Here is a 15,244-nt window from a genome sequence, read left to right on the forward strand (position 1 = left end):
CCTCTCGGCTTTGCATGAGTCTTTTCCTTTCAGGTTTCGTCACCTTCAAGAAAAGGCCATGCGGGTCGGGAGGACAATCTATCCTGACAATTTACGGACTTTTAGCACTGTTGCTGACACAGGTGCCTAACGCCGATGCTCCGCTGCTATTAAGGGTGACGACAGCTCGCCGGTAGCGAAGTTGAGGCAGGTTCAGCCGTCTGCCGACGATGTTGCACTGTTCACTTTCTGTCACCTTACTCCGCTGAGCGGAAGCGTTCGGCCAGAAGCGGAAGCTCGCCAAAATTTGGAGGGCCGCCGCAAGAAAGGCTCTTTGGGAACATGGTCAAACCTAGAATTTACGCTGTCTGATGATGCCGATTGATGCGAGGCCGAGGCTCAGCAGAACAAGGGTTCCGGGTTCGGGGACTGTTACCCGAGATGCGGTCGCAAAAGTGACGTCTCGCGTTTCGAAAAAGCTAGATGAGGAGCTAGCAGTCGAACCAAAGGCCACGCCGCCATTCCTATATGTCACGAAATTGAGTGTTGTGCCTGAAAAGTCCCACACAAAATATGGGCCCACGCCTAATAGTGCATTGAATCCTTCTGCTTCTCCGTCAGCCAACGTCTCTGCGAATATCCGTGCCGCTGCACGATCCTGCCACCAAACCTGAGAAACCAGAGTTTCTTCAAAATCGTAATAAGGTCCGAAAAGTAGTTGAGTCTCCCACGAGCCGTTCAAATCGCCAGCACCGGATATGTTGATTACGTTGGCGTTTGCAAGTGCTGGAAGAAGCAGGGTTAGCAGCAAAAACTTTTTCATGGTTTTTGACCTTTTTAATTATTCCAGACTTGGATAATGCAACGGTGGTGCCAAATGCTAGATCTCTATTACTCTCAGAAACTTAAAACCATTGATGCATAAAAAAGCCTGGCACCTGTAAAAATATCTGACATGATTAAGCTCGTTGACAGACGGTCAATGTGTTTCGCAGAAAAGGAACGATTGATACGCAAAGGAACGCCCGCGGTTGGGTCCTAAGCAGCTACTCGCCGGGGGTCTGACCCAAGGCAACTATTGCTTCATCCAAATTAACTCAGCTTTTCGTGTTTTGCGTCATTACGCTGAAGCGCCCCGACAGGAGCGTTCGGCGAAGGCCAAAGGCCGGAACGAAATTAATTGACTTGTTAAACGTTTAGCAAGTTCCACCACCACTGCCATCTCCACCGCCGCCCCAAGAACCGCCAGTCCTTACACCATCGGCGTTTCCATTAAATAAGGACCAATGTCCACCCACTTTTGAACGGAGACAGACGAGAAAAGCGATCAAAACAATGCAAATAACCACTTCGATCGCAAATTTCTGAGTTCTGCGAATGGTGGATGTCAGAGAGGCACCAAAGGAAAAGTCGCTGGGAATGGGTGGTTCTGGAATGTTCGCTTTTGTTTAAGCTGAGGTCCGTGAGTAGCCTTGGTCGCAAAGCGGACGTTCAGATCCGAGTCACAAAGCCCCCGTTGGAGGCTCGGGTGTGTCATGCGTACTGGGGTAAGTCCACAGCCCTTTTTAAAACCGTCCGTGGAAACGGGGTAGAACCCGTCCTTGAATTCAGGGGGTAACGTTGGCTGATCATGACAATTCCTCCTATGCTTTAATCATAGGTTAGGAGTGTCTAGTGGACCAGGGTAAGTCCGTGTGGGACTGCCCAGACGTTTAGTAAATCGGGGGTTTGCCAGACGCAGAGTATCTTGGGAGTTCTTTGCATGTGTGAAGACTGGCAAGCCCCCCACGACTCAAACCTCTTTCGCAGGCCAGAAATTAAGATTGCTTGCGTCGAGTCCGATTTTTAAGGAGACCATTTTGCTGAAAGTAATATTGGTGCGGAGCTTCGTCGCGGCGTTGTTTTTTTCGTTTTCCGTCGTTGCGCAAAGCGCAAGCTACAATGCGGATAAAGGCCGAGACCATGGTGCTTGGTCCTCTTTAAAGCTCTCTCTTGGTAACTATCGGTTTTACCGTGCTATTAACACGTCTGATTATAGTGATCTTCGTGTGCTGCTCGACTTCGACGCAGAAAAATGCGAACCGGAATTGCAAGTACATATGGATAGCTCGACCAGCTTTGCGAAATCCGAAACAATCGCGCTTACTGACCTTTCAATCCGGGTTGATCGCAAACCTATCCATGAAGCGCTTTATGAAGCCACCAGTGTTTCTGGTGAAAGGACAGTATACGGTTACGTACTCGCAGGATCACTGCCACGGCTGATCTCCGAGATGCGTCTTGGGCGAATGCTTCGGTTGAAGTTCGCTCCTTTTCGCGATGATTTAGAGCCGGTCTACGCCGAACTAAGTTTGAATGGTTCGCGAGCAGCTCTGGATAGGGCCGCTGCAATGTGTAAGCAAGAGCAGGTCGGACCTGAATCTTATTTTGACGAGAGCAGTGAGGCGAATGGCGGACGTGCTGAGGACTACTTCTGATTGCTCTATGAACTCGTTCAGTGATGAAAAATTATCGAATCGTGAGAGAACCCTACTTGCAACAGGTGGTATTCAATTAGTTTACGGTTAAATCTCCGGATAAATGCTAGAAGAGGACAAACATCATGAAAAATAAATTTTTTGTATTGATCGCTTTCGCCCTGCTCATGTCGGGATGTGTAGCACCACAAAACAAACCGGTTGATGGTTCATTCGTTATTTTAAAAGACATGATTCGGACTATGGGAGTGGAGTTCAGGGAGGCTGAACCTAAAGAAAAAGCGTCAATCATAAGGCTCTATAGTGCCTTTAATACTGCCAGGCACTCACCTAAATATTTGTATAGCTCCAAACTTTCCGAAGCAAAAGGTCTACTACTGGAATACAAGGCAAGCGAGGCGATAGGAAGTGAGGCTACCACGTTATTTTCCCAGTTAGCCAAGTATATGAGCGAACCCTACACCGACAGATACCTCCATAAGTATGTTGACTATATCCTGAAAGAAATAAACACTAAATTTGGCTGAATCAGGTGGCTTCCAAAGCTTAATATTCGCAGATTGAACCAGTCGGATAAGAATGAGAGAAATTTTGTCGCTTACAATCATTCACTAAATACTGACGCTAATATTTTTGATTTATGAGCGCCTCCTGTGTTCCGTTGTGACGAGGTTCGGTTAACGTGTTCGAAAGTAGACCTTGAACTTCCCAAACGTCAGTTGACTCAACGTTAAATCGAGCAAGGTTCTCTTCGAAGCACTATTTGGACTGCCCTAAATAACCGATCTCGACACGGCAAAAAACTCCGCTTTCCCATGGAAACGGGCGACTTTACAACGGCTTACCAATGCTCGCTTCTGTTTAGCTGAGTTCAAAGGATGCCCTGGTCGCAAAGCGAACATTTACGTGGTTGAAGAATCGGTAAAAGCGTGCCTTGATCAGTTTCAATTCGGCATGCTCAGCTGTCTTTCAAGGCGCAGAGAATCTCGGCCATGATGGAGCGATATTCGCTGGGCATCTTTTCTAAACGGATAACTGTGATTCCCTCTTCTTTTTCAATCATGTCCGCGTGTCGGGTCAGCGAGTGTCCAACGAATCCAGTGAAAACAATTAGAAGATCGACGTCGCTGTACTTTTCCCTAAAGGTTTGGTGATCGGGTGTACTTTTGCCGATAGTTTCTTTGAACTTTACGCGAGCTTCGCTGCAAAGAGAGTCGAAGGCCGCTTTAAGACTCTTGGCATCTGTCGGGTGCCCCCCAACGATGCCAATCTTCTTGTGATCTAGCGTCTTGAAGTGGTTTTTTGAAGCTTCATAATCAGCCAGCGTCCTGCTAATTCGGACCTTGGAAGCCTCGCACTGACTCAATTGTGTTCTCAGACTTCTACAAACCTCTAAACTGCTTTTACCGTCGGGCGTTGTTTGCTCTTCAAGGATCAAATCCATCGCTTTATCAAGAGCAGCGATTTCCTCCGCAGCTCTGCTGAATATGCTTAAAGAAACCAGTCTTTTCCTGAGTTTCTCTAGGAGAGTGTATCGATCTTCCATGTTCAGAGGCTCTTTTTCTCAATTTTTCGATCTATAACCCTAAGAAGTTTTTCAGTGATGATCTTTCTCTTAACTTGAGAGATGTAAAACTGCCGAACTATGAAAAGGATTAAAAAGGTCAGCAAACCCAACAACAAACTTACGGAAGCTGAAGTCTTGTAAATTTCATGACGCGATGCGTTGGCCTCCCCTTTCAACCATTTGGAAAGGAAATCCTTGTAATCGGCCTCAAAGGGAATAAAGCTCCCACGCGAAAGGGTCAGATATCCAATTCGCTGACCAGTTTCTACTGCAACATCGGCCTGTTTGGAGTAAGCATGGTTAAAAGAAACTGTTGCTAGCGATGCTGCGTCTTGAAAGATGGGAATTCGGAGCGTCTGTTTCCCATTTTCCAGAGCCTGGCAACGGGCTCTTTCGTTTCTTGCGTTGTCCGCCATGGTCTCCATGACTTGACATGCTTCATTCGCGCAGCGCTCTATTTGAATCCTGAAAAGGCAGTAATTGGAATCCACGAATTCTTCAGCCTTTTCCCTGTTATCGGTCTGGATTATTACGCTAACGGTACCTGTTGCTGTCGATGCTAAGAGATTGAAATCTACTGTTTGGACGCGATCAATCGCAGTCCAATAGGACTCGTAAGCACTTTTCAAAATGTGATGCATTGAAACACCAACCACCAGAAAACTCAGTGCTAGGGAGAGGAAGAAAAAAGCGCTGCGATTAAGCAAGAAGTTACCCATGAATTCCTTTTCTTATTTCTGTTTTCGGGACGCCGCTGTGGCTATTGGAACTGGATGATTCGAGCTTTTGCTACTTCAGGAAATTCGAATATGCATCCTCTTATGTGTCTCACCTCGCTCAAACCCAAACTCAATGTGTCTTTTATGGAATTCTGCTAGCTCCATGGAATGCTTGGTCATGCCATTCAAAGTAATTTGCCAGGAAGAACACGCATCAAACATTGGGTCGGTCTTTCCTGAGGCTATTCACTTCTAACTCCGTTTTCTTTTGATGAACATCAGCGAGAGGCCGAGTGTGAGCAGCCAAGCGGTCGAGGGTTCCGGAACTTCAGTCACGATACCTAGCTCTGTAACCGTCGCGTTAACAATATATGTGCCCTGGTTGGGTAGAGTAGGGTCTTCGTAAAAGCCAAGCATGATCATGCTGTCCCAATAGGTATCAATATCAGGCGCGGACAGGGGAATACTGGTGTCACTTAACAGAGTCTGGGTATAGTCGTAGACACCCAAACCAAAATAACCAAGGGATGCGGTGGTACCTGTACCCCAAATCCCGTCATCAGTATCTGTCCAAACTACATATTGGTCCCAATCGCCATAGTAGCCGTTGTCGATGGTAAGTGTTCCTCCCGTACTTCCACCGCTGAAGCTCTCATACTGAATATCAAATCCGGTAAGGCTGTACTCAGCAAGTGTGTCCTCACCTGATCCGAGAACCTGGCTCGGTGTTGCCTCTGATTCGTAGTAGAAATGACCACTAATGACACCGCCAAGCTTAAAGAGATCATACAGCTCGGTTGACCAATCCTCAGTGGGATCGTAGTAGGGGTCGCTCGTGAGGTTATCAGACTGATAAATCGAACCGCTGAACTCTACAGTTATTGGAACTGCAATGGCGGAAGTAGAAAACAGTGAGGCGAGAAGCATAATTGCAAATTTTTTCATCTTAACGTCCCTGAACTGATGTTGTGGCAATCCTCATTATAAACACAGAATAAACGCATAACGTGAAAATCCCCTCGCAGAGTTACGAAGTTGTCCTAACTCAGACGGGCTCTATCCTGCGACTGGGGACAGTTCCAATGTGAGATAGCATCGAACCTTGGTTTAATCGTAGTTTCACGGCGACTTACACGCACACCTACGCGAGGTTGATTGGCTCTGCACTGCTTTTGAAGTGTGGTGGGTTCTACCCTGTTTCCACGGACGGCTTTAAAACGGCGGTGGACTTCCCCCGATACACATGACACGCCCCAGCCTCAAACGGAGGCTATTTCAAAGGACTATCTGGCGGCGTTGACCATGCCGCCGCCGGGTTACACAACTCAAGCTGATGTAGACTGCCTCCTGAGTTCACAGATCCAGGGGATTTTCTTTTGAAGACTCAGATACCAGCGCCGATTATTGCTCTCGTTGCAAAACATCTGTCTCAAGTTAAGACTCACGCCGACCTGGACAGCATGTTCATGTACCCAGACGCTCCAGGGGACCCTCCAGAGGGCAGTAAACCTGTGAAGTGCCAGTACTGGCTTAGGCGCACCAACGTCGAATCCTCGACCCCTCTTGCGGTTCTGGGGAAATTAATCGAAGAAGAGATGGAGACTCCGGATGATCATCACTCGCAGCTGTTTGGATCACCGCCAGGGTCTTTGTCTCGGGAGACCTTTTAGAGAAAGACAAAGGAAGTGCTTGAGCGATATGACCTGGTATACCGGATAGGAGGAAAGGTTCAGTCGGCTGTGGGGATGAAGGGTGCAACAAAGAGCCTATCTGATCTGATCAAAGGTAGTGAGTTAATCTCTATCAATATGGAATTCGAGCGAGCGATAGACAATACGAATACTGAGCCTCGCGAGGCATGCTCAGTTGCATGCAATATTCTGGAGTCTCTTTTCAAGATCATGATCGACGAAGAGAAGCTGGAGAAACCGGCAAAACAGGATATGAAAAACCTCTGGAAGCCGGTGGCCGAATACTTGAACTTTGACCCGAAGCGCATAGAAGACAACGATTTGCGCAAAATTCTATCAGGGATGCACTCAATCGTTGATGGTGTTGGTGCGCTACGTACACACGCCAGCTCAGCTCATGGAGCAGGAAGCAGATCTATAAATTGGAGCCCAGGCACGCCCGATTGGCAATTCATAGTGCTCATACCTTGGCAATGTTCGTTCTGGAATCGTGGCCTTAACCCTCTGGTCAAAATGGCGGTTAAAAATGGGGGGATTACACCCGACGTCCAATAAACGACCGTTTAATTGTCCCTGGGCTGGTTGCTCCAAGACTAATGGCATGATGGAACGGTTCAACGGGCGTATTAGTGACGCGCTTGCCACACGACGCTATGATGCTGGAGGAGACCTTGAAAAACGCTCAAGCGCTACAAACGTAGCTTTTGAATTCAGGATTGAGAGGGCTATTCAATGAAAAAATCTTTTGTTTTGTGTTTATTGTACGGATTTTTATTTTCGGCAACATCGTTACATGCAGAAACCCTGTCCGATATACATAAAAAAGAGCTTACGCTTTTTGGCATGAAAACTATTGGTCTTAATGTTGGCATGGCTCAAGTCAAAAAAGTCTTATCCACGCCAAAAGTTCATGAAATGGTAAAGACAGGCCTGAATCTCAATGGTCACTTATGCGCAGAGCTGGTTGATATTCGCCCATTAAAAACTCAAGGTGCCTACGAGGCAACATGTGTTGCGTATCGTGGTGGCACTGCAAGAAAGCAGTATATAATTGATGCATTAAAAGGGGTAGCGTTTTTCCCTTAAATATCAGGATTCCGATAGTTAGTTACTATTGCATTTAATTGTATAGTTATATGCCTCTGTAAAACCCATTAGATTTACCTTGTAAACTTTATCATTAATCGGCTCGCCTTTTGACATAAATTGATAGACAACTTCTCTTCCTGACTTGAAGTCATCAACCAATTTTTTATAATTTTTTCCGTAGACTAAATATGTATTTGAGTATTTAGGGTATTTGTAATTTTCTTGTCCTAATAAAACTGGTTTGCTCTTATCAACTCTATATCTAATACCGATACCATTTATCCTAGCATTACTAGAAAATACAGCTACTGTATCCTTAACGTGGTTACCGTTAGGTGCATTCATAAATAATACACTAAGTGCATCACTGATTTGACCAAAACTGCAAGTTTTTTCGTCAGTAAAATCGTCAGTATTTATAGCAACCCCCCAATTAGGGTTTATTTTAAAAGTTTTAGTCTCAGAACTGACAGTTGAAGATAAAATAAGGCAGAAAAACCCAAAAAGAATTATTTTAACCATAGAACGTTCTCGTTTTAATATTTTCTTTGAATTGCGCTAATAAAATATAATTATTTTTTTTGCTCAAAAAATTTCAGTTAATTTATCTTTTATTTTTATCTCCGTACGGTATTCCACAGGAAAAAAGCTCCAAGACGTACAAAACATATCGGAATCTTTCCTTGTGTGGTCTGCTACTCAAAGAAAAAACTCCAGACTTATTTCCTTTTAAGCTCATTGAATCGGCCTCCAATGCAGAAATAATGTAATAGTCCATAGTTCAACCTGTACTACTTGCAGACATAAATCAAGCGCTTAGAAACTGGCTGAATCAGCGCTTTCTTTTCCAATATAACCGTCAGAACGTTGAATGGCCAGGTCCTGATCCGAGAAGGCCTTCATGCAGATCACGGTAAACCGAAAAGTCAGAGATGGTGACCGGGCAAAATCTCAAGACTGCGAGCAAGCGGCCAATTGGTATCGGAAATCGGCGGAACAGGGACAAACCGATGCGAGGTTCAATCTGAGGGTAATGCACGACAAGAGCCAAAGCGTATTACAGATGACGTTCAGACCTATAAGTAGTCCAGTCTGGCCGCTCATTAACGTGGAAATTCTGATGCCAGAGGGCTTCATGACGCTTCAAAACAGAGAGAATGACCAGGGATCAGGTTGCCAAACCGCAGAAACTAGCTCGCGAGCGGGAGTCTGAACGCTGAGACAAGGGTTATAACGGTTTTGAGGGTCCGGTTGCGCACACGGGTGTTATGTTCAAAGCTAGGCCATTGCCCACATCAAATCAGCTTTACAGCTCCTGCCCCCCACTGCCACGGTTGCAAGGCGCGATGCAAAAAGGTCCGCTTTCCAATGGAAGCGTGCCTTTTTAAAAAGCGCTGACTAATGTTCGCTTTTGTTTAAAAGCCTGGATTTGTCCTGGTGCCCTTGCCACTCCTAGCCTAGGAGAGAACCTACCCCGGTTAAGGCTCCCTTCACGGGCTTATCTCGTCGCGGTCAAGAGGTCCGCTTTCCAATGGTTCTACTGCCGTAATGGCCCTGATCCAGTCAGCGAAGCTGAATGGAATTGATCCAAGCTCCTAACACTCATCGCTTCTCTCTATTGCCTTCCATGAGATCTCCTGAAACGCCTCCTTCGTTAAACCAGGCATCCCAATCCTCTGGGTCAGTAGCGGGGTCAGTGGGTCGCTCGAATTTCTTTACCGAACCTTTCAGTCTATCCAGAGGATCCAACTCGTGGGCGAGCGGATCTGCCAACTCGTCCGCGTGGGCTCCGCGGGGGTTCAGGTCTTTGAGTAGTTCATGTTCTGTTGGTCGTTTCTTTTTCATGGGAACCTCTCGCTTCAAGATCTTTTACCAGGGTATCAAACTAGTAGATCCATAGATCCAACAACGTCAGGTTCAAGATGAGATCATTGGGCGGTTCACTTGGAGAAATATCCGGGCTCTGTTAATAGACGATCTTGCCGCGGCAAAAGGGTCCGCTTTCCAGAATTTGCGTATAGTCGCAAGTTACTCGCGAAAAACTAGCCCGCGCAGAACCATCTCGCAGAGTGGCTTTTAAATGGTAATCCTTAGCCGCAGCATTTGGTAACGATGACGCCGTTTTCGATCGACAGCTCGACCTCGTCTCCGATTTCTAGCTCTGCCCGATCCAGTATTTCAGGCGGGATCACAACTACTAATTCATCACCATCGGCTTCAACTGTTGTCTGCATGCCTCCTCCTCGAATCCGCTTTATAGGCCTGGCTCTTCTTGTCAGGTATAGCCTGCTTCCAGTTATGGGGCAACAACTCGTCGATGGAGTTGTTCTTCTCCGTCGGCAGTCGGGTCAGCACGCCCTTTAGGTAGGCATAGGGATCATGTCCGTTCAGCTTTGCTGACTGGATTAGTGTCATGACTGCCGCAGCTCGCGGGATCACCGCGAAGTGGTCAGCAGTCATTGAAACCTGATGAAAACCGAATCCGGGGCATCTCTCGGGCGTTTACAAGAGGTGCTCCCTTCTCTACCTTCCGGATCACCTTCCCAGGTCACGCATGGCTGGATCCCTGTTTCACGGCGCTACAGCTGAAGTGATCGGAGGCTTCTAATTAACTTGACCTTGATCCACGTGAGATTTCTCACACAAGTTTTTCAGAGATAGCTCCTTTAGCATCGTTATTGGCTCAGTAAACTGAGGGCGAGTCAGTTAGTCACACTCGACCACGACTCAAGGCCGGCATGGATGCCAGGCGATCGCGACACCTGCCGAGTGGTGTGACCCGTCAGGGAGAGGCCTGGCACCATTCCTGTTTGAGCAATTAGATGCTGCATAACGGCCTTACCTTGACCTTACTGCTCTGGCTCCGCAAAATACTGTACACAAATACAGTGTAAGTGGAGCTTGGTCCATGTCGGCTTGTAAGCCTACTTCGCCCCTCTCATCACTCCGAACAGGGTGGCGTGTCCACAGTAATCAATCCTGCGGGGAGCCATAAACCGTTACTATCGAGCTAGCTGAGGATGGAGTTTCGCCGTCGGCACAATATGTCATACGCCACACTTGGGGCATTTGCGTCCATGGAAACGGTTGGCGTTGTCACGAGCAGCGGAATTGAACGCACTCGGTGGCTGGGTGTTACAGACCGCCGCATTCTAAAATTGGTGCCGGAACTAAAATCAGTTTTGCTAGACATTGAAGCATGGCGAGCCATGATCCTTGAGCCCTATAACCGGCTGGGCCCCGGAAACTATATGGTTGGGGCGCGTATCAGCGATATCGGTGTTGTCGGTGTCATGGAAGGGCGACAGCCAATGATCCGGGTATTGACCTCCCAGCCAGATGCCTTGGGGCGATCCCCAGGGAATTGATAGTGGCTATGTTTAATTTACTTCCGGAACTCTGAAACCTGACGTTCCAGATTTGCGTACATCGTCAGAAGATCGTCCTGACTAACCTCCCCTTTCGTACTTTCCCGGGCTTTTCGTCTTTCTAAATGGTTTCGCTGCTCAGCGTAAACATGGTGCAGAACACTGACCGGATAATCGTAGCCTTCCTGCTCATTTAACTGTTTGCGAAGAGCCTTGAATTGGTCCGGGCTAGGAACTTGAGTTACTTTCTTCCTGACATCTTTTTGTCGTACATCGAAGACTTCGCCCCAATAAGCGACAGCCTGATCCCATGCCTGGGACAACGATGCTCGCTCGTCAATGCAGAACTTAATCGCGGCCCCTCGTTTGTTCACCGAGAAATAGCAGGTTTCGTTAGCGGTACTTTTTCCGGTCCCTATGCCCAGCGTGATGCCATGAAAACCGACACCACGACACGGACGGGTTGCCGGATGATCCTTGCTGACGAAATCAATGTATTGGATAGCGGCAGAGCGGGCTTGATAACGGGCATCGTAGTAACGGGCTCTGGTCTCCTGATACTTATACCAAAGGCTTTCAGTAATTCTGGTATTTGGCCGTTTCAGCGAAAAGTATTTCTGAAACCGCTTGCCTCGGATGGTGGCGACAACACGCCAGCCATGGAATCCGGACGACAATTCGCCTTTCTCAAAAAAGCTGATAGTCATGAATCGTTGATCTTCTTTTCGTTTGAGGCTCGTGACACGTTGCAGTCGGACGAATCTAACAGCTGAATCATCGATCCTGCTTGGTTGCGGATACTACTTTCAATCCATACACTCCCTCCGCTTTCATTGCTCACAGCAGGCGGAGCAGCGACCTGTCTGCCGTTGCGGTCACTTCGATAGATGGGGCCTTCGTCCTCAGAATTTAGAGTGCGATAATAGTAGTTAAAAATACGTTTGTATCCAATATCAAGTTCACATCGCAAGGACCTCAAAACGACATGCTCTTTAGCTCCAGAAGCAGGTTATTCATCGTCTTGATAGCAGGCTTCTTGTTCAGTTTTACTGCTAATGCAAGCGTCGTAAAAAAATCAAACAGCGGTCTGTGCCACCCCCCTGAAAGTGGCTGGTACGAGAGGACCAAGGCTTACCAGGCTTATAAATCTGTCGAGGCCTGCCTGGAGGGCGGCGGAGAGTTGCCGAAAGGCTTGGCCCTGGCATAGCTCAAAGCTGACAAAAATGAATCCAAGGCGGTTCAAAAATACGAACGTTCTGCGTTTGGTCATGGCTGGGATGACGCTGACGGCGATTGTCAGGATAGCCGAGCAGAAGCATTGATTGCTACTTCATCCACGCCTGTGCGGTTTGCATCGGATAAACGTTGTCGAGTAATCACTGGTCGATGGATCAGCCCCTTCACCAATGACGTGATACAGAACGCAGCTGGGATTGATATTGACCACATTGTACCCCTAGCCTGGTCATGGGACAGAGGTGCACAACAATGGTCGAACGATAAGCGTCAAAGATTTGCTAATGACAGGGTAAATCTGTGGCCAGTCGAGGCTAAATTTGAATCGGAGCAAAGGGGCTCTTGGCCCAAACGAATGGTTACCGCCTGCCGGCCAATGTGGATATGTCGCTCGGTTCACACGGATCGTCAAAAAATACAAACTTGAACCAACTCCTGTTGAGACCAGTTGGATACGGTCCTTCTTAGAAAGCTGTCAAAAATGAGGAGAAGTCGAGACCGTACGCCTCCTGCCTCGAGTAACCGCTCGGCCACCATGCTTTGTCCAGTAGAGCCAGCCCAACTCCGTTCCAGGTTCAGACAGAGGTGGAAGAATAGGATTCCCCAAGCATAGTGAAGGGCGACGACGCCAGCTGGCGCTCAACCTGTTCTCTATGTATCATCTAAATGTCGAGACATACAGAATAGGAGTTCCCGATGGTTGGTCCTAAAGTAATCTAAACGGTCAAATTATTCAGTTCTACCCCGCTTCCACGGACGGCTTTATAATGGGTGGAGACTTATGCGGGCACACTAGAGGCTCCGCGCAATACGGCATCGGTGATGATCTGACAATCGGAGGATTCGGCTTCAATTGGGTGGCGAGAAGGCCAGTTGTTCAGGTATCAATTTGGATGTCTGTTGTTGTAAGCACCTGAAACCTCTAAACTCCCAGCCGCTTTCTTCTATCTGTCGTGAGAGTTCAGGGTGTAACTCTCCAAAATTAATTTAAAAACCCTCTCCTGCCGCACCATTGAGCAGTTAGACCCAAAATTAAGTGACTGTGATAATGGAATCACTTTGGTTCTAAGATTTTAAAGGATAAGGCGTATCTACTTATACTTAGAATGAACGGCAAGAATTTTTATAATTTCTTTCGTTCTAAAAACTCTATCACTTTGCCACGGAAATAGTTTGGCAATAGAAATATCGGGGTCTTAATTGCCAGAAAAATTTCATGCGTAAGGTAATGTAAAATATTCTTATCGTGATCTTTGAATATAAGATACCGAATGAGGCTCTTTTTTCTTTTGAAATTCTTTCTTAACTCTGTGGCAGCGATGTCAACTCTGAATATTTTTTTGCGTTTTTCGATGATCGATATTTTCTTTGGATGCAAATGAGATAGTCCCCTTTTCAAAGCAGTTTCAATGGTGCGTATGTCTTCTTCACTACTAGAATTAGGCGAATAAAAAAGAGCGACGTCCTCATGGTCGATTTCTTTTCGAAGCCCAAGGTTTTCATTATTCTCAATATGGACGGCGAAGATGCTGTCCTTAGGGTTTAAGTCGATTTTGTATGGAAAAGCTATTTCCAACATAATCATGTCAATGAGTAAAAATTCATTTTTCCCAACTATGGACTCAACAAACAATTTCTTCATTAAAAAATTCGTGTCACCAATATTTTTTACACAACTGTGATACAAAGTAACCAAAACATGATTTGTTGATTTCCCTGATATGTCAGAAAAATCAGTATCATTCATGTTTAAATATTCTCCATATGCATATTTTGCAACCTTACTTTTAAAATGTTTCTTCACGCCAATGTACTTTGGTCGCCGTGGCGTTACAGTTGAAAGTGAGAATTCCATTATTTTCATAAGAAAGAAAAATACCATAACCTTAACATCTACATCTTTATATAAAGCCCCCTCATTATTATGTGAATATTCGATTAAACGAACCATTTCATAAAGCGTTTGTGAAGAGATTTTTACCTCAGCGGTACAGAAGTATGATTTAATCCATACTGCCTTGCAGAGATCTTTTATAGTATTTAGAGTTTTCTCATCGATTGGTCGATCGTATGCTTCCATTTCTAACTCGGACTTAAGCTGTAAAGCCAAGTCAGAACAGTAATCTGCTAATGCTAATCCTCTTTCTCTAGTTAACTTTGACCTAGCGGTCATAGACTCTCTAAAAACCTGATTCCATGCGTTCCATTTATATAGAACTATACCAGTAATAATAATTATTATTGGCGTTAATATTTTTAAATATACTGACAAGTCCAAAATGCATTACCCAATTTTAACATTAGCAGGAGAGTCAAAAGCAGACCTTAGGCCACTGTAACTAATTACTGATGAGACGCAGTCCCTTCAAAGCCAATATTGGCTCGTTTGTCGTTGTATTGCCAGCTCAACTAGCAACACAGTGCTGAACCTTTCAATGGTTTCGTCAGCTTTCCTCCGTTGCAGTTTTGGTTCTGCGGAGTGCAGCTATTCCCGCGAGACCTAAGCCCAAAAGGGCGAAGGTGTGTGGTTCAGGGACCTTTCTTGGGCGGCCGACTTGAAATGCCGTCATTACATCACAGCAGGCCGTTCCCGTATTAAGGATGTAAGAACCTGATTCTTTCCTTATGTTTTGGTTTCCCGTTAAAAAATTAAAGCCAGATATTGAGTTGGCAACCATATCGACGGCGTACCATGCGCCATTGCTGCTCACAGCGCCAACGCTATATACGGTATTCGGAATAAACCTGAAATTTAACCTGTCTGTGAAATAATAGCCCAACCCTACATCAACAGACTCTATTATGCTTGAAGTAAGTAAATTTGAACCAGTATCCGCGTCGTAGATAAAGAATTGAAGGTCCGAATCCCCCTTTATGTCCATTAGAACCCCAAATTTATTAATATTTATCGACTTATCGACCGTCAGCCGACCCATGGGTGCAGAACCAGGTTCGCGGCCACTGAGCCATCCACCAGCGTCCTGATGAGTAATTACCTGAATCCGTGACTTCACACGGTCTAATTTAATCCCCAGACCTGCAACCGCAAGGCCTGAGGCGATATAATCGCACCTGACATCCATTCACCCAGTCAGTGCACCGGCCCATGCGTACCTTC

16 protein-coding genes and 1 pseudogene are annotated in these 15,244 nt (G+C 46.3%); 6 read left to right on the forward strand and 11 right to left on the reverse strand.

What is annotated here, in order from left to right; all coding sequences use genetic code 11:
• Window positions 1-331: 331 nt before the first annotated feature.
• The gene (locus MDHKLMBL_RS20280) at window positions 332-802 is read right to left on the reverse strand and encodes a PEP-CTERM sorting domain-containing protein (protein ID WP_104272492.1); all 471 of its coding nucleotides are present in this window, start codon (window positions 800-802) and stop codon (window positions 332-334) included.
• 1,036 nt (window positions 803-1,838) lie between these two features.
• Here MDHKLMBL_RS20280 and MDHKLMBL_RS20285 point away from each other — a divergent pair.
• Both MDHKLMBL_RS20285 and MDHKLMBL_RS20290 read left to right on the forward strand, forming a co-directional pair.
• Window positions 1,839-2,456 carry a hypothetical protein gene (locus MDHKLMBL_RS20285; RefSeq protein WP_104272494.1) on the forward strand — a complete coding sequence of 206 codons (618 nt, stop codon included), beginning with the start codon at window positions 1,839-1,841 and terminating at the stop codon, window positions 2,454-2,456.
• Between the two features lie 125 nt (window positions 2,457-2,581).
• Window positions 2,582-2,983 carry a hypothetical protein gene (locus tag MDHKLMBL_RS20290; protein ID WP_104272496.1) on the forward strand — a complete coding sequence of 134 codons (402 nt, stop codon included), beginning with the start codon at window positions 2,582-2,584 and terminating at the stop codon, window positions 2,981-2,983.
• A gap of 431 nt (window positions 2,984-3,414) precedes the next feature.
• On the opposite strand, the gene MDHKLMBL_RS20295 is transcribed toward MDHKLMBL_RS20290, so the two are convergent.
• The 3 genes from MDHKLMBL_RS20295 to MDHKLMBL_RS20305 form a co-directional block, all read right to left on the reverse strand.
• A complete protein-coding gene (locus MDHKLMBL_RS20295) occupies window positions 3,415-4,002 on the reverse strand; it encodes a DUF2325 domain-containing protein (protein ID WP_104272498.1) in 588 nt (195 codons plus the stop codon).
• A gap of 2 nt (window positions 4,003-4,004) precedes the next feature.
• Window positions 4,005-4,742 (reverse strand): hypothetical protein, encoded by a 738-nt coding sequence (locus MDHKLMBL_RS20300; RefSeq protein ID WP_104272500.1) that lies wholly within the window; start codon window positions 4,740-4,742, stop codon window positions 4,005-4,007.
• A 252-nt stretch (window positions 4,743-4,994) separates the two neighbouring features.
• Window positions 4,995-5,687 (reverse strand): PEP-CTERM sorting domain-containing protein, encoded by a 693-nt coding sequence (locus MDHKLMBL_RS20305; RefSeq protein ID WP_104272502.1) that lies wholly within the window; start codon window positions 5,685-5,687, stop codon window positions 4,995-4,997.
• A 740-nt stretch (window positions 5,688-6,427) separates the two neighbouring features.
• On the opposite strand from MDHKLMBL_RS20305, the gene MDHKLMBL_RS21440 reads away from it, so the two are divergent.
• Window positions 6,428-6,988, forward strand: coding sequence for an abortive infection family protein (locus MDHKLMBL_RS21440; RefSeq protein ID WP_199185565.1), 561 nt, complete (start codon window positions 6,428-6,430; stop codon window positions 6,986-6,988).
• A gap of 177 nt (window positions 6,989-7,165) precedes the next feature.
• Window positions 7,166-7,519, forward strand: a complete 354-nt coding sequence (locus MDHKLMBL_RS20320; protein WP_104272506.1) for a hypothetical protein — start codon at window positions 7,166-7,168, stop codon at window positions 7,517-7,519.
• A gap of 18 nt (window positions 7,520-7,537) precedes the next feature.
• Here the strand turns inward: MDHKLMBL_RS20320 and MDHKLMBL_RS20855 are convergent, their stop codons facing one another.
• The 4 genes and pseudogenes from MDHKLMBL_RS20855 to MDHKLMBL_RS20335 form a co-directional block, all read right to left on the reverse strand.
• Entirely contained in the window at window positions 7,538-8,044 is a 507-nt protein-coding gene (locus MDHKLMBL_RS20855; RefSeq protein WP_146083441.1) for a hypothetical protein, read from the reverse strand.
• Window positions 8,045-9,124: 1,080 nt separating this feature from the next.
• The gene (locus tag MDHKLMBL_RS20330) at window positions 9,125-9,367 is read right to left on the reverse strand and encodes a hypothetical protein (RefSeq protein ID WP_104272510.1); all 243 of its coding nucleotides are present in this window, start codon (window positions 9,365-9,367) and stop codon (window positions 9,125-9,127) included.
• Window positions 9,368-9,612: 245 nt separating this feature from the next.
• Window positions 9,613-9,756: an AbrB/MazE/SpoVT family DNA-binding domain-containing protein gene (locus MDHKLMBL_RS20860; RefSeq protein WP_115483688.1), complete on the reverse strand. Its 144-nt coding sequence runs from the start codon at window positions 9,754-9,756 to the stop codon at window positions 9,613-9,615.
• Window positions 9,740-9,952: pseudogene (locus MDHKLMBL_RS20335) on the reverse strand (transposase domain-containing protein); the annotation flags it as partial. The pseudogene MDHKLMBL_RS20335 and the gene MDHKLMBL_RS20860, both read right to left, overlap by 17 nt.
• A 752-nt stretch (window positions 9,953-10,704) precedes the next feature.
• Here MDHKLMBL_RS20335 and MDHKLMBL_RS21250 point away from each other — a divergent pair.
• Window positions 10,705-10,890 carry a hypothetical protein gene (locus MDHKLMBL_RS21250; RefSeq protein WP_241956286.1) on the forward strand — a complete coding sequence of 62 codons (186 nt, stop codon included), beginning with the start codon at window positions 10,705-10,707 and terminating at the stop codon, window positions 10,888-10,890.
• A gap of 17 nt (window positions 10,891-10,907) precedes the next feature.
• Here MDHKLMBL_RS21250 and MDHKLMBL_RS20345 read toward each other — a convergent pair whose 3' ends face one another.
• Window positions 10,908-11,597: a hypothetical protein gene (locus MDHKLMBL_RS20345; protein WP_104272513.1), complete on the reverse strand. Its 690-nt coding sequence runs from the start codon at window positions 11,595-11,597 to the stop codon at window positions 10,908-10,910.
• Window positions 11,598-12,301: 704 nt separating this feature from the next.
• On the opposite strand from MDHKLMBL_RS20345, the gene MDHKLMBL_RS21255 reads away from it, so the two are divergent.
• The gene (locus MDHKLMBL_RS21255) at window positions 12,302-12,553 is read left to right on the forward strand and encodes a GmrSD restriction endonuclease domain-containing protein (protein WP_241956287.1); all 252 of its coding nucleotides are present in this window, start codon (window positions 12,302-12,304) and stop codon (window positions 12,551-12,553) included.
• Window positions 12,554-13,249: 696 nt separating this feature from the next.
• Here MDHKLMBL_RS21255 and MDHKLMBL_RS20355 read toward each other — a convergent pair.
• On the reverse strand, window positions 13,250-14,299 hold the full coding sequence (locus MDHKLMBL_RS20355) for a hypothetical protein (protein WP_104272515.1): 1,050 nt from the start codon (window positions 14,297-14,299) through the stop codon (window positions 13,250-13,252).
• Window positions 14,300-14,570: 271 nt separating this feature from the next.
• Entirely contained in the window at window positions 14,571-15,209 is a 639-nt protein-coding gene (locus MDHKLMBL_RS20360) for a PEP-CTERM sorting domain-containing protein (RefSeq protein ID WP_104272517.1), read from the reverse strand.
• Window positions 15,210-15,244: the final 35 nt, after the last annotated feature.

The sequence above is a fragment of the Marinobacter flavimaris genome (genome assembly GCF_002933295.1).
Classification (GTDB): domain Bacteria; phylum Pseudomonadota; class Gammaproteobacteria; order Pseudomonadales; family Oleiphilaceae; genus Marinobacter; species Marinobacter flavimaris.